11 protein-coding genes are annotated in these 13,153 nt (G+C 61.2%); 2 read left to right on the forward strand and 9 right to left on the reverse strand.

What is annotated here, in order from left to right; genetic code table 11:
* Window positions 1-13 precede the first annotated feature (13 nt).
* The 5 genes from ntrX to dusB form a co-directional block, all read right to left on the reverse strand.
* Window positions 14-1,378: a nitrogen assimilation response regulator NtrX gene (gene ntrX, locus ACSQ2Z_RS12900; protein ID WP_436081572.1), complete on the reverse strand. Its 1,365-nt coding sequence runs from the start codon at window positions 1,376-1,378 to the stop codon at window positions 14-16.
* Window positions 1,368-3,641: an ATP-binding protein gene (locus tag ACSQ2Z_RS12905; protein ID WP_436081573.1), complete on the reverse strand. Its 2,274-nt coding sequence runs from the start codon at window positions 3,639-3,641 to the stop codon at window positions 1,368-1,370. Before ACSQ2Z_RS12905 ends, ntrX begins: the two co-directional genes overlap by 11 nt.
* Before the next feature lie 207 nt (window positions 3,642-3,848).
* A complete protein-coding gene (ntrC, locus tag ACSQ2Z_RS12910; protein WP_436081574.1) occupies window positions 3,849-5,303 on the reverse strand; it encodes a nitrogen regulation protein NR(I) in 1,455 nt (484 codons plus the stop codon).
* The gene (locus ACSQ2Z_RS12915; protein ID WP_436081575.1) at window positions 5,303-6,454 is read right to left on the reverse strand and encodes a two-component system sensor histidine kinase NtrB; all 1,152 of its coding nucleotides are present in this window, start codon (window positions 6,452-6,454) and stop codon (window positions 5,303-5,305) included. The genes ntrC and ACSQ2Z_RS12915 overlap by 1 nt, the downstream gene beginning before the upstream one ends.
* Window positions 6,451-7,476 carry a tRNA dihydrouridine synthase DusB gene (dusB, locus tag ACSQ2Z_RS12920; protein WP_436081576.1) on the reverse strand — a complete coding sequence of 342 codons (1,026 nt, stop codon included), beginning with the start codon at window positions 7,474-7,476 and terminating at the stop codon, window positions 6,451-6,453. The genes ACSQ2Z_RS12915 and dusB overlap by 4 nt, the downstream gene beginning before the upstream one ends.
* A 211-nt stretch (window positions 7,477-7,687) precedes the next feature.
* Here dusB and ACSQ2Z_RS12925 point away from each other — a divergent pair, with 211 nt between their 5' ends.
* Together ACSQ2Z_RS12925 and ACSQ2Z_RS12930 are read left to right on the forward strand one after the other, a co-directional pair.
* The gene (locus tag ACSQ2Z_RS12925; protein ID WP_436081577.1) at window positions 7,688-8,902 is read left to right on the forward strand and encodes a bifunctional 2-C-methyl-D-erythritol 4-phosphate cytidylyltransferase/2-C-methyl-D-erythritol 2,4-cyclodiphosphate synthase; all 1,215 of its coding nucleotides are present in this window, start codon (window positions 7,688-7,690) and stop codon (window positions 8,900-8,902) included.
* A complete protein-coding gene (locus ACSQ2Z_RS12930; protein ID WP_436081578.1) occupies window positions 8,899-9,399 on the forward strand; it encodes a CinA family protein in 501 nt (166 codons plus the stop codon). The genes ACSQ2Z_RS12925 and ACSQ2Z_RS12930 overlap by 4 nt, the downstream gene beginning before the upstream one ends.
* Before the next feature lie 44 nt (window positions 9,400-9,443).
* Here ACSQ2Z_RS12930 and ACSQ2Z_RS12935 read toward each other — a convergent pair whose 3' ends face one another.
* From ACSQ2Z_RS12935 to lpdA, 4 genes are all read right to left on the reverse strand, one after another.
* On the reverse strand, window positions 9,444-9,896 hold the full coding sequence (locus tag ACSQ2Z_RS12935; protein ID WP_436081579.1) for a type II toxin-antitoxin system RatA family toxin: 453 nt from the start codon (window positions 9,894-9,896) through the stop codon (window positions 9,444-9,446).
* Between the two features lie 56 nt (window positions 9,897-9,952).
* Window positions 9,953-10,537, reverse strand: coding sequence for an AAA family ATPase (locus ACSQ2Z_RS12940; RefSeq protein ID WP_436081580.1), 585 nt, complete (start codon window positions 10,535-10,537; stop codon window positions 9,953-9,955).
* 66 nt (window positions 10,538-10,603) lie between these two features.
* Window positions 10,604-11,581: a lipoyl synthase gene (gene lipA, locus ACSQ2Z_RS12945; RefSeq protein ID WP_436081581.1), complete on the reverse strand. Its 978-nt coding sequence runs from the start codon at window positions 11,579-11,581 to the stop codon at window positions 10,604-10,606.
* A gap of 119 nt (window positions 11,582-11,700) precedes the next feature.
* Window positions 11,701-13,146, reverse strand: a complete 1,446-nt coding sequence (gene lpdA / locus ACSQ2Z_RS12950) for a dihydrolipoyl dehydrogenase (protein ID WP_436081582.1) — start codon at window positions 13,144-13,146, stop codon at window positions 11,701-11,703.
* Window positions 13,147-13,153: the final 7 nt, after the last annotated feature.

Consider the following 13,153-nt stretch of genomic DNA (forward strand, 5'->3'; position numbering starts at 1 on the left):
ATGGAATCCGGCGTCAGACGCCGAGCGATTTTAGCTTCCGATGCAGGGCCGAACGCTCCATGCCGACGAACTCTGCCGTGCGCGAAATATTGCCGCCGAAACGATTGATCTGGGCGATCAGATAGTCCCGCTCGAACATTTCGCGCGCCTCACGCAACGGCAGCGTCATGATGTGCTGATCCCCCTGCGCCGAGATCTTCGGCAGGCTGTCGCCCACCTCCGTCGGCAGCATGTCGGCCGAGATCGCCGTGTCCGGGCCGTCGCTGCGGGCGAGGATCATCAGCCGCTCGATGTTGTTGCGCAGCTGACGGATATTGCCTGGCCAGTCATGCGCCTGCAGAACTGCCAGCGCATCGTCGCCGATCTTGCGAGCGCGGATGCCTGCCTGCTCGCTGACCTGCCGCATGAACATGTCGACCAGGAACGGAATATCCTCGCGGCGCTCGGCGAGCGCCGGTACCCGCACCGGAATGACTGCCAGGCGATGGTAGAGATCCTCGCGGAAAGCCCCCTCGGCGATCTGGCTTTCGAGGTTGTAGGCCGTCGAGGAGATGATGCGGACATCGACCCTGACGCGCTTGGAGCCGCCGACGCGCTCGAACTGCTGATCGACCAGCACGCGCAGGATCTTGTTCTGCGTTTCGCGCGGCATTTCGCCGACTTCGTCGAGATAAAGAATGCCGCCATGAGCCTCTTCCAGCGCACCGGTCTTGCGCGGTTGGCCGGGCGTTCCCTCCGTGCCGAAGAGGGCAATTTCCATGCGGTCCGGCGTGATCGCCGCCGCATTCAGCGCCACGAAGGGGCCCGCCATTCGTGAAGACTTGCGGTGGATCATCCGCGCCACGAGTTCCTTGCCCGACCCGGACGGTCCCTGGATCATGATGCGGCTGTTTGTGGGCGCGACCTTCTCGATCGTCTGGCGAAGCTGCGAGACGGCAACGGAGGTGCCGATCAGTTCAACGGGATCGCCTGAGCGTTTCTTCAGCTCGGAGACTTCCTTCTTGAGCTTGGAGTTTTCCAGCGCTCGCTCGGCGATCAGGATGAGCCGATCAGCCTTGAAGGGCTTTTCGATGAAATCATAGGCACCACGGCGGATCGCCGAAACGGCCGTTTCGATATTGCCATGCCCGGAAATCATCACCACCGGCAGGTCCGGATAGCGGCCCTTGATCTCGTCGAGGAGCGCCAGACCGTCAAGACGGCTGCCCTGCATCCAGATATCGAGAAAGACGAGGCGCGGCACGCGGTCGCTGATTGCCTGCAACGCGCTGTCGCTGTCGAACGCGGTGCGGGTTTCGTGACCCTCGTCGGACAGAATGCCGGAGACAATCTCGCGAATGTCCTCCTCGTCGTCCACAACCAGAATGTCAGCCGCCATGGGAAGTATCCTTGTCCTGTCTGTCTTCACTGCCGCCGCTCTGTCCGGCTGGCGGCAAAATAATGCGAATCATCGCGCCCTGTCCGTGATCGAAATCAGCAGGCGCGTCATGCAATTCCAATTGTCCGCCATGGTCCTCGATGATCTTCTTGACGATCGCAAGGCCAAGGCCAGTGCCCTTCTCCCGCATCGTCATGTAGGGTTCGAGAATCCGGTGGCGGTTTTCGGTCGGTAGCCCCCTACCATTGTCGATGATGTCGACAACGAACTGGCCGCTCGTTTCATTCCGGCGCGAACGGACCATCACGCGGCGGTCGCCGCGAACGGCATCGGCCGGCAAGGCCTCGATCGCCTCGACCGCGTTCTTGATGATGTTGCCGAAAGCCTGGCCGAGCATGCGGCCGTCGAAGGTGCCGTCGAGCGGTTCGTCGCCGAGATCGCGGATGAAGGTCACATGGGTATTGCCCATCTCGCGCAGGAAGATCGCATCCTTGAGGATGTTGCGCAGGTCCGCCTGTTCCTTTGTCGGCTTCGGCATCCGCGCAAAGCCGGAGAATTCATCGACCATGCGGCCGATATCTTCGACCTGGCGAACGATCGTGTCGGTGCATTGATCGAACACCGTCCGATCATCCTGATTGATCTGCTTGCCGTAGCGACGCTTCAGGCGCTCGGCCGAAAGCTGGATCGGCGTCAGCGGGTTCTTGATCTCATGGGCGATGCGGCGGGCGACATCGGCCCAGGCGGTCGAGCGCTGGGCGATGACCAGATCGGTGATGTCATCGACGGTGATGACGTAGGATTCCTTGGCGTCGTGCGATTCCTCGCGCGTCACCTGAACATTCAGCGTGCGCTCCGTGCCGCCGCGTATGATATTGATCTGCTTTCGATAGTCGTTGCGATGGCGGCCCGCGGCTTCGCTCAGCACCTGTTCGATTTCGGGCGCCACGTCGGCAAGTCTCTCCCCGACAAGCTCCAGGATCGGGCGCGAGAGGAAATGTTCGGACGACGGATTGGCGATTGTAATGCGCCGGTCATCCTCGACACCGATCACCGCGGCCGTCACGCCGGAAAGAACCGCCTCGATGAACCTGCGCCGGTCGTCCATCTCGTCCTTGGCTTCGAGGATCTGATCGCGCTGTGTGCGGATTTCAGCGATCATCTTGTTGAAGGTGCGCGACAGGCTGCCGACGTCGCCATCGACGGCGTGAACGGGCACCACGACATTCAGGTTTCCGCTCGCCACGCTGTCGGCCGCCCCGATCAAAAGCCGGATCGGCCGCACGATCCGGTCGGCGACGGCAATCGCGGTCCAGATGGCAGCCAGAAGGACAATCAGCGCAAAACCGAGATAGAGCACGCCGAAGGCCACCTGCAGCGATGTGCGTCCAGCTTCGAGATTCTTGTATTCCGCGGTGTTCTCTTCCATCAGTCGCATCGAGCGCATGACCTTGGGGTCAACGCTGCGCACGGTGTAGAGATAGGCACCGTTGATATTGTCGATCGGGATGACTGCGCCGACGAGATTGGTCACGCCGGGCGGGATGAGGGTCGGTTGCCCGGATGCGGTGCTGAGCAACGCGTCCTTCGGAATGGCCGGCAACGGCCGCTCGGTCGGGATATTCGCCTGCAGGATGGGCGAGCCGTCCGCTCGCACCAGGAAAGCGCCGAGCATGCCGCGCCCGCGGGCCTGGCGTGTCATTAGGTCGATAAAACCGGTCCGGTCGAGACTGTAGAGCTGGCGGTTGCGTTCCAGGTCATTAGCCATGGAGACCGTCTGGCCCTGGAGGTAGCTAGCATTTTCAAGCACATAGGCCTGGGCAACGTCGAGCGACGAATTGACGATCGACTGCGTGCGCAGCGAAAACCAGCGGTCGAGACCGACATCGAGCGTGATGCTGGCGAAGAGCGCAACCAGAATTGCCGGCGTGATCGCAACGATCGAAAATAGCGCAACGATGCGGACATGCAGTCGCGCCGCTGCCCGGCCGCGGTTGCGGGCTTTCAGAAGGCGCAGAATTTCACGGCCGATCAGCAACATCAGGCCAATGACAAACAGCGCATTGATCGCGGCTGAGCCGATGATGATGTTGGTTTCGGGCCTGATCGGCGTCAGGCCGAGAAGAATAAGCAGTGATGCAATCGCGCAGGCGAGCGCGCCAGTCGCCAAAACAAGACCGGGAAACGCGAAGGACGCGCGCCGATCATGGCCGATCATCGTAGCCTCGTCTTTCGCTACTGGCACAACAAGCCCTTCGGCCATCAAATATGCATCCCCCGACCTGCCTCGTTCCCGATGAACGGCGACAGGCACTTCACGCACTGCGGTCAAGAAAATGACCTTACCGGCTCCTGCTTGTTTCATCCGCCGAAACGAATTCAGCGGATGACGCACCACAGGAATCAACGCCACCCGTGTGCTTTCTAAGCAACATATTGTGGCGAAAATGCAACGGTTATCGCGGGGAAGTCAAGCACTGCGTGAGCTACGGTAAACCGAAACGCCAAGCTCTCGAATTTTCTTGCGCAATGTGTTCCGATTCAGGCCAAGCAGATCGGCGGCCTTGATCTGGTTGCCGCGTGTTGCCGTCAAGGCTGCGAGAATCAAGGGATATTCCATCTCGGCCAGCACCCGGTCATACAATCCGGCGGGCGGAAGGCTGTCGCCGAAGCCAGCGAAATATTGCCGCATATTCTCTTCCACCGCCTGGGAAATCGACATCGATCCCGGGCGGCTCGACGCCTTTTCGATCGGGCTGTCGGGAATGTCGGAGCGCAATTCGCTTTCGATGATCTCCCTGGTAATCACGTCCTGCGGATAGAGCGCCGTCAGCCGGCGAACGACGTTTTCGAGTTCGCGGACGTTGCCTGGCCATGGATGTGCTTTCATCAGTTCAAGCGCTTCCTGGTCGAAACGCTTGACGTCGAGGCCTTCCTTCTCCGCCTGCTGGACGAAATGACGGACAAGATCGGGGATGTCCTCGGCGCGATCCCGCAGCGGCGGCAGGCGCAGTGGTACGACGTTGAGACGATAATAGAGGTCCTCTCGGAAAAGGCCCTGGTTGATCGACTGTTTCAGGTCCTTGTTGGTTGCAGCCACAATACGAACATCGGAGCGGATCGGCGTGCGGCCACCGACCGTGGTATATTCGCCCTGCTGCAGCACGCGCAGCAGCCGTGTCTGCGCGTCCATCGGCATATCGCCGATTTCGTCGAGAAAAAGCGTGCCGCCCTCGGCCTGCTCGAACCGACCCGTCGATCGGTTTTGCGCACCCGTGAAGGCGCCCTTCTCATGGCCGAAGAGTTCCGATTCGATCAGGTCGCGCGGGATGGCGGCCATATTGATCGCGACAAACGGGCCATTGCGGCGCTTGCCGTAATCGTGCAGCGCACGCGCCACCAATTCCTTGCCGGTCCCGGATTCGCCGGTGATCATTAGCGTCAGGTCTGTCTGCATCAGCCGCGCCAGAACGCGGTAGATTTCCTGCATCGCGGCGGAGCGGCCGACCAGCGGCATGCCGTCCTGCGTGTCGTCGTCCAACTTCGCCGGCTTGCGCTTCGGCTCGGCGAGCGCACGGCCGATGATGGCGATCAGTTCCGTCAGGTCGAAGGGCTTGGGCAGGTAGTCATAGGCCCCCTTCTCGGACGCCTTGATTGCCGTCATGAAGGTGTTCTGGGCACTCATCACCAGCACCGGCAGGTCCGGCCGCGCCTTCTTGATGCGCGGCAAAAGGTCAAAGGCGTTTTCGTCCGGCATGACCACGTCGGTGACGACGAGATCACCGTCGCCTGCCGATATCCACCGCCATAGCGTCGCGGCATTCGAGGTGATGCGCACATCGTAGCCGGCACGGCTGAGCGCCTGGTTGAGCACGGTGCGGATGGCAGCGTCGTCGTCAGCGACGAGTATAGTGGCGCCTGTCATCAGGATTGTCCTTTTACTGTCAGTGGTTCGCTGTCTTCTGCCGTTGGTCCTTTCGACGCGGGCATCAGAACGCGAAATGTCGTACGGCTCGACTGGCTGTCGCACTCAACGATGCCGCCATGGCCGCCAATGATCTTGGCAACCAGCGCCAGCCCGAGACCGGAGCCGTTGGTTTTCGTGGTGATGAATGGGTCGAACAGATGTGGCACCAGATCGGATGGAACGCCCGGCCCATTGTCGTGTACGCAGAATTCGAGCGGCAGAGAGATCTTCTCGCGCGTTCCGGCGACGGACAGGCGGATGCCTGGCCGATAGGCCGTCGTCAGCATGATCTCGCCGTCCGGCTTGTCGGCGACCGCCTCGGCGGCGTTCTTGATCAGATTGAGAAAGACCTGAATCAGCTGGTCGCGATTGGCATAGACCGGTGGCAGCGACGGGTCGTAATTTTCGGTGATGCGAATCTTGCGGGCAAAGCCAGCTTTGGCAACGGCCTTCACGTGGTCCAACACCGAATGGATGTTGACCGGATGGCGGTCGACAGGCCGCTCGTCGGAGAATACCTCCATCCGGTCGACCAGCGAGACGATGCGATCAGTCTCGTCGCAGATCAGCCGCGTCAGCGCCCGGTCGTCGTCATTGACGGAGGTCTCCAGAAGCTGGGCTGCCCCCCTGATGCCCGACAGCGGGTTCTTGATTTCGTGAGCCAGCATCGAGGCAAGCCCCGTGACCGAGCGGGCGGCCGCACGATGGGTAAGCTGGCGATCGATCTTGTCGGCCATCGAGCGCTCCTGAAAGACGATGACGACGGAGCCTGGTTCGGACAGCACAGGTGCCACATAGAGATCGACGAGCTTGTCGGCGCCGAGCCGCGGCGAGCTCAGATCGACGCGGTATTCGTTGACGGCGGCGCGGCGCTCGCGCACCTGCTCGATCAGCGTCAGCAGCGGGCTGCCGAAGGGAATGAAGGCGCTGATGTCATGGCGGGCGAGATAGTTTGCACTGGCACCGAAAAAGGCCTCCGCCTCCCAGTTCGCAAAGACTACGAGACCCTTTTCGTCGACAAGGATGACCGGGTTCTGGATGGCGTTCAGCACCGCCATGGGCAGGGAATCCGCGATTTTCTGCTCGTCGTCCCGGGTTTTCTCGGTCATGCCGCGTCCTTTTCTTCTTCGTACCCCGCTCCGGCGGCGATCGCTGCGACAGTGCGGGTGAGGACGGCTTTCGGGTCGGTAGAGGTCATGATCGCCGCCTTCTCCGGCGACGCCAGATGCGGCGCAAAGCGGTCGAGATACCAGCCGACATGTTTGCGGGCATGCCTCAAACCGATATCGGCGCCGTAAAATTCGAGCATCATGCCGTAATGTTCGGCGACGATCTCCTGGACCTGGGCTGTTTCCGGATTCTCGAACGCGCCCGCAAGTACGCCGGCATGCCAGGGCCGGCCCTGGCTGGAGCGGCCGACCATCACCGCGTCGGCACCGGAGCGCCGCAGAATCTCCTCAGCATCGGTCGTGGTGGCGACATCGCCATTGGCAACGAGCGGCAGCGAAATCACGTCGCGAACGGCACGGATGGCATCCCAATCGGCGCTGCCATTGTAGAACTGCATGCGCGTACGGCCGTGGATGGTGATCATCGTCACACCGGCCTCTTCCGCTCGCCTGGCGATCTCAGGCGCATTGATGGAGTTCTCGTCCCAACCAAGACGCATCTTCAGCGTCACGGGCACATCGACGGCGTTTACCGTCGCCTCGATCAGCGACAGCGCACGATCGGGCTCGCGCATCAAGGCAGAACCGGAGTAACCGCCGGTCACTTTCTTGGCAGGGCAGCCCATGTTGATATCGATGACATCGGCGCCGTTATCCGCGGCGATCCTTGCCGCTTCCGCCATCCAATGCGCCTCGCGTCCGGCGAGCTGGACAACATGCGGCTTGATGCCGGAGTTCTTGAGGCGTGCCCAGCTTTCCGAAGCGTTACCGACGAGTTCTCGGCTTGCCACCATCTCGGTGACAACGAGACCGGCGCCGTAGCGCCAGGCCAACTGCCGGAAGGGCAAGTCCGTCACACCCGACATCGGCGCGAGCACGATGCGGTTCCGAAAGGAAAGGCGCCCAACCCGAAATGGTGATGACAAATCCGGTATCTGCAATTGATTATCTTTCAGGCACATCATTATTCTGCACTATTTTTAGACATAGTTGATAAGATTGCCAAGCGATTTCAGAGCCGCACGACAAAATTCCCTGGACAACTGGTAATGGCCCGACCTTCGCGGTAAATCACCACGGCGTTTGAAGTGACGCGCGCCGAAACGGCCCTTATTGAGAGGGGTTGACCGGATATGACCGGCGCATAAGCATTCGCGGGAAGCCATATAGAACATGCAGGCAAAAGAACAGCTTTCCTGTGGTATCGTCATCGTCGCTGCGGGGCGCGGTGAGCGCGTCGGTTCGCCACAGGACGGCCCCAAGCAGTATCGCTTGATCGGCGGACGGCCGGTTATCTCCCATACCCTTGATGTTTTTACGACATGGCCGCGGGAAAAAACGATCGTCGTTGTCATTCACCCCGATGACGAGACCTTGTTCGAGCAGGCTGTTGGCCACATGGCAGGCGACAAAGCGCCCATCCGGGTCGTCCATGGCGGACCGACGCGCCAACTGTCCGTGCTCGCCGGACTGAAGGCGCTGGAAAAATCGGGCATCACGCATGTCATGATCCAGGATGCGGTTCGCCCGTTCATCGATCATGCCCTGCTGGATCGGTGCTTCGGGGCACTCGCCGGCGGCGCCGATGCCGTACTTCCCGCCATTGCCGTTGCCGACACGCTGAAGCGAGGTTCACCCGACGGCAAGGTCATCGAAACCGTGCCGAGAACCGGCCTGTTCGCTGCCCAGACGCCCCAGTGCTTCCGCTTCGGGCCAATCCTTTCGGCGCATATTCAAGCGGCGGCTTCCGGCCGCTCTGATTTCACCGACGATGCTTCGATCGCCGAGTGGGCCGGCATGCCTGTGGCCTTGGTCGAGGGCTCCGTCGACAATATCAAACTGACGCTCAAACGGGATATCGCCATGGCGGACGAAAAACTGAGCCGGAATCCCCTTCCCGACGTGCGCACCGGCAATGGCTATGACGTGCATCAGCTTGTCGATGGCGACGGCGTGACGCTTTGCGGCGTTTTCATCCCGCATAACCAGAAACTGCTCGGCCATTCCGATGCCGATGTGGCGCTACACGCCCTGACCGACGCGCTTTTGGCGACCTGCGGCGCCGGTGATATCGGCGATCATTTTCCCCCGTCCGATCCACAGTGGAAAGGTGCTGCCTCGCGCATTTTCCTCGAACACGCAGCAACGATCGTTCGCGACAGCGGCGGCACGATCATGAACGCCGACATTTCGCTGATCGCCGAAGCGCCAAAGGTCGGGCCGCATCGTCTGGCGATGCGCGAAAATCTCGCTTCCATGCTCGATATCTCCCTTGACCGGTGCTCGGTGAAGGCGACGACCAACGAAAAGATCGGCTTCGTCGGCAGACGTGAGGGCATCGCGGCCATTGCGACAGCAACGGTGGTTTATGCGGGAGGCGGAAAATGAGCGGTTGGCCCGAGGATATCGAACGGAAGGCACACACGTTGATCGCTGCATTTTCCGAACAAGGCCTGATGGTCGCAACGGCGGAATCCTGCACCGGTGGACTGATCGTCGGCGCGCTGACCGAAGTCTCGGGCTCCTCCTCGGTGGTCGATCGCGGTTTCGTTACCTATTCCAACGATGCCAAGATACAGATGCTGGGAGTCGATCCAGCAACGCTTGCCGCGCACGGGGCGGTGTCGCGCCAGACCGCGGTTGAAATGGCACGCGGCGCCCTTTCCCATTCGCAGGCCGATATCGCTGTCGCCGTGACCGGCATTGCCGGCCCCAGCGGAGGGACAGACGAAAAACCCGTCGGGCTCGTGCATCTGGCAGCGGCAAGCCGCTACGGCAGCGTGCTTCATCGCGAAATGCGCTATGGCGACATCGGCCGCGATGCCGTCCGGCTCGCCACGGTGCGCACGGCGCTCGACATGCTGGAGGATGCGGCGGAACGGTGAACGTCCATCAGGGACTGCCCTGAAGGAATAGGCGGCAGCACTCTTTACACGGTGGCGTAGATTGCATCGGCGCGCTCCTCGAATGCTTCGGAAAACATCCGGAAGGCCCGGTCGAACATCGACCCCATCAGGGCACCGAGAATGCGGCTCTTGAATTCGTAGTCGATGAAGAAATTGACCGAACAGCCGCCCACACCGGTGTCTTCGAAACGCCAGAGATTATCGAGATATTTGAAGGGACCATCGATATACTTGACGTCGATGATGCGCTCCGCCTTGTTCAACAGCACCTGTGTCGTAAAGGTCTCGCGGATCGCCTTGTAGCCGACCGTCATATCGGCCAGCAGCAACACCTTGCCGTCACGCTCCTTGCGCGAACGAACCGTCAAGGCCTCGCAAAGTGGCAGGAATTCCGGATATTTTTCAACATCGGCGATCAGATCAAACATCTGGTCTGGTGAGTGCTTGACTGGCCGGTGGGTCTCGAACTGTGGCATGGATGTCAGATATTCAATGATTTCTAGAAAAACAAGGTGGTGGGATGGCGCAGGCGTCAGGTGCAGGCGGTCGGAACAAGTTGCTTCAGACGATGAAGTAGCCTTTGTGTCTGAGCGCGTGATCTGACGACGAGCACCGGCACGTCGGCGCCGTAGTCTGCCAGCTTCTGCTCGATTTCCGGGCTTTCGGTCTTCTCGAAATTCCAGATATAGCGCAGAAATTCTAGGTTGAAGCGTTCCGGGCAGCCGTCGGCCATTTCAGGGCGTACTTTGCTCCAAAACCGCAATACACGCGATACAGCACCGCAAAGCGAGACACGGCGCGGCGGCCGCATCCATAGAACCAGGTCGGTTCGCGGCAGCCGCAGAGGTAACGTGCCCGGGCTCGTTCCGTCCATGATCCACTGCGATTGCGCAACGGCCTTCTCAACGATGTCGAGCGCCTCCGCCCTCGGCCGCTGCTGCCAGCCCGGCAGCCAGAAAACGTCACGGTCCATGGATATGTAGGGAATGCGAAGCAGGGCTGCGAGCGTCTGCGCCAGCGTGCTCTTGCCGCTGCCGGAGCAGCCGATGATCAACACGCGCTCTGCCTGGCGAAGGATGGCCGCCGCCGCGCCGATGTCTGCCAGATATCGTGCCATTCCCACACTCCCAAACGAAAACGGCCGCGGTGTTTTCGACCGCGGCCGTTCAAAGAGTTTGACTTGCTACTCAGCCGCAGCCAGCAGCTTCTTTTCCCGCGCCACGCGCAGCCGTGCGAAGTCGTCGCCGGCGTGATGCGACGAGCGGGTCAGCGGGCTGGAGGCGACCATCAGGAAGCCCTTGGTGTAAGCGACGGTCTCGTAGGACTTGAACTCGTCCGGCGTCACAAAGCTCATCACCGCATGATGCTTGCGGGTCGGCTGCAGATACTGGCCGATCGTCAGGAAGTCGACATCGGCGGTCCTGAGGTCGTCCATCAGCTGCAGCACTTCGTTACGCTCTTCGCCGAGGCCGACCATGATGCCGGACTTGGTGAACATCGTCGGGTCGAGTTCCTTCACCCGCTGCAGCAGGCGAATGGAATGGAAATAACGTGCGCCGGGGCGCACCGTCAGGTAGTTGCCCGCCACGGTCTCCATGTTGTGATTGAAGACATCGGGCTTGGCAGCGACCACGCGCTCCAGTGCACCGGGCTTCTTGAGGAAGTCGGGCGTCAGGATTTCGATGGTCGTTGCCGGCGAAGCGGCGCGGATAGCCCAGATCACCTTTTCGAAATGCTCGGCGCCGCCGTCGGCCAGATCATCGCGGTCAACCGAGGTGATGACCACATGCGATAGGCCCATCTGCTTCACGGCCTTGCCGACGTTTTCCGGCTCGGCCATGTCGAGCGCATTCGGCTTGCCGGTCGAGACGTTGCAGAAGGCGCAGGCGCGGGTACAGATCTCGCCCATGATCATGAAGGTGGCGTGCTTCTTGTCCCAGCACTCGCCGATGTTCGGGCAGCCGGCCTCCTCGCAGACCGTGACGAGCTTGTGCTCCTTCACGATCGAGCGGGTTTCCTGATATCCTTTCGACATCGGCGCCTTGACGCGGATCCATTCCGGCTTGCGCAGCATTTCGGTGTCCGGCTTGTGGGCCTTTTCCGGATGGCGGATGCGCTTGGCGTCGCTCTCGATATGGGTGCGGTCGAGAATGGTGACCATCTTGGCTTTCACTTTCTTCGAGCAGTACGGGCTTCGAGCGGTACGGGCTTCGAGCAGTACGGGCCTTCAGGCCGGAAATGCGGCCCGCCTTTTTGAGATGGAGGCGAGCCCTAACACAATCAAGCGTTCAGTGCACGCCCATAGGCGTCGAGCACGCTTTCCTTCAGCGTTTCCGAGATCGTCGGATGCGGGAAGATGGTGTGCATCAGTTCTTCCTCGGTCGTCTCGAGGTTCATCGCGACGACGAAGCCCTGGATCAGTTCGGTGACTTCGGCGCCGACCAGATGGGCGCCGATCAACTCGCCGGTCTTCTTGTCGAAGATGGTCTTGACCATGCCCTGGTCTTCGCCAAGCGCGATCGCCTTGCCGTTGGCGACGAAGGGGAAGCGTCCGACGCGGATGTCGCGGCCCTCTGCCTTGGCCTTGGCTTCCGTCAGGCCGACCGAGGCGACCTGCGGGTTGCAATAGGTGCAGCCAGGGATCTTCAGCGCGTCCATCGGATGCACATGCGGCAGGCCGGCGATCTTCTCGACGCAGATCACGGCTTCGTGCTCGGCCTTGTGGGCAAGCATCGGCGGGCCGGCAACGTCGCCGATCGCATAGACGCCCGGCACGTTGGTCCTGCCATAGCCGTCGATGACGATGCAGCCGCGATCGGTCTTCACGCCGAGCGCCTCAAGGCCGAGATTCTCGATATTGCCCTGGACGCCGACCGCCGAGATCAGCCGGTCGGTGGTGATCTTCTCGACCGAGCCGTCCTTCTTCTCGACATGGGCGGTTACCGAATCGGCAGCCTTCTCGACCTTGGTCACCTTGGCGTCGAGAAAGATCTTCATGCCCTGCTTGTCGAACTGCTTCTTGGCGAAGGCGGAGATTTCAGCGTCCTCGACCGGCATGACCTGCGGCAAGAGTTCGACGACGGTCACGTCGACACCGAGCGTGCGGTAGAAGGAGGCAAACTCGATGCCAATGGCGCCCGAGCCCATGACCAGCAGCGACTTCGGCATGCGGTCCGGATTCATAGCCTCGAAATAGGTCCAGATCAGCTTGCCGTCCGCCTCGATGCCGGGCAGCGCGCGCGGACGGGCGCCGGTCGCTATGATGATGTGCTTGGCGGTATAGGTGCCCTCGCCCAGCGTATTCTTCGGCAGCGGCGCCTGCGGCTGGACGATCGCCTTGGTGGTCTTCGCCACGACGATCTCGTTCGGCTTGGTGAGCTTGGCCTCGCCCCAGATGACATCGACCTTGTTCTTCTTCATCAGGAAGCCGACGCCGCCGTTCATGCGCTCGGCAATGCCGCGCGAGCGGGCGACGATCGCCTTCAGATCCGGCGTTACCTTGCCTTCGAGCGTCAAGCCGTAGTTCTTGGCATGTTCGGCGAGATGCAGCACTTCGGCGGACCGCAACAGTGCCTTCGTCGGGATGCAGCCCCAGTTGGAGCAGATGCCGGCAAGGTGCTCGCGCTCGACCACCGCGGTCTTCAAGCCCAATTGTGCGGCGCGGATCGCAGCAATATAGCCGCCGGGGCCGGACCCGATAACGATGACGTCGTAGGAATTTGCCATTCTTGTT

Origin of the sequence: Pararhizobium sp. LjRoot235 (assembly GCF_964254145.1) — a bacterium.
Taxonomy (GTDB): domain Bacteria; phylum Pseudomonadota; class Alphaproteobacteria; order Rhizobiales; family Rhizobiaceae; genus Pararhizobium.

Excerpts from the sequence above, each read along its gene's own strand:
- ntrX (WP_436081572.1), bottom strand. The coding sequence starts at position 1,378 with ATGGCGGCTGACATTCTGGTTGTGGACGACGAGGAGGACATTCGCGAG.
- lpdA (WP_436081582.1), bottom strand. The coding sequence starts at position 13,146 with ATGGCAAATTCCTACGACGTCATCGTTATCGGGTCCGGCCCCGGCGGC.
- ACSQ2Z_RS12925 (WP_436081577.1), top strand. The coding sequence starts at position 7,688 with ATGCAGGCAAAAGAACAGCTTTCCTGTGGTATCGTCATCGTCGCTGCG.
- ACSQ2Z_RS12905 (WP_436081573.1), bottom strand. The coding sequence starts at position 3,641 with ATGGCCGAAGGGCTTGTTGTGCCAGTAGCGAAAGACGAGGCTACGATG.
- ACSQ2Z_RS12915 (WP_436081575.1), bottom strand. The coding sequence starts at position 6,454 with ATGACCGAGAAAACCCGGGACGACGAGCAGAAAATCGCGGATTCCCTG.
- ntrC (WP_436081574.1), bottom strand. The coding sequence starts at position 5,303 with ATGACAGGCGCCACTATACTCGTCGCTGACGACGACGCTGCCATCCGC.
- ACSQ2Z_RS12930 (WP_436081578.1), top strand. The coding sequence starts at position 8,899 with ATGAGCGGTTGGCCCGAGGATATCGAACGGAAGGCACACACGTTGATC.
- lipA (WP_436081581.1), bottom strand. The coding sequence starts at position 11,581 with ATGGTCACCATTCTCGACCGCACCCATATCGAGAGCGACGCCAAGCGC.
- ACSQ2Z_RS12935 (WP_436081579.1), bottom strand. The coding sequence starts at position 9,896 with ATGCCACAGTTCGAGACCCACCGGCCAGTCAAGCACTCACCAGACCAG.
- ACSQ2Z_RS12940 (WP_436081580.1), bottom strand. The coding sequence starts at position 10,537 with ATGGCACGATATCTGGCAGACATCGGCGCGGCGGCGGCCATCCTTCGC.
- dusB (WP_436081576.1), bottom strand. The coding sequence starts at position 7,476 with ATGTGCCTGAAAGATAATCAATTGCAGATACCGGATTTGTCATCACCA.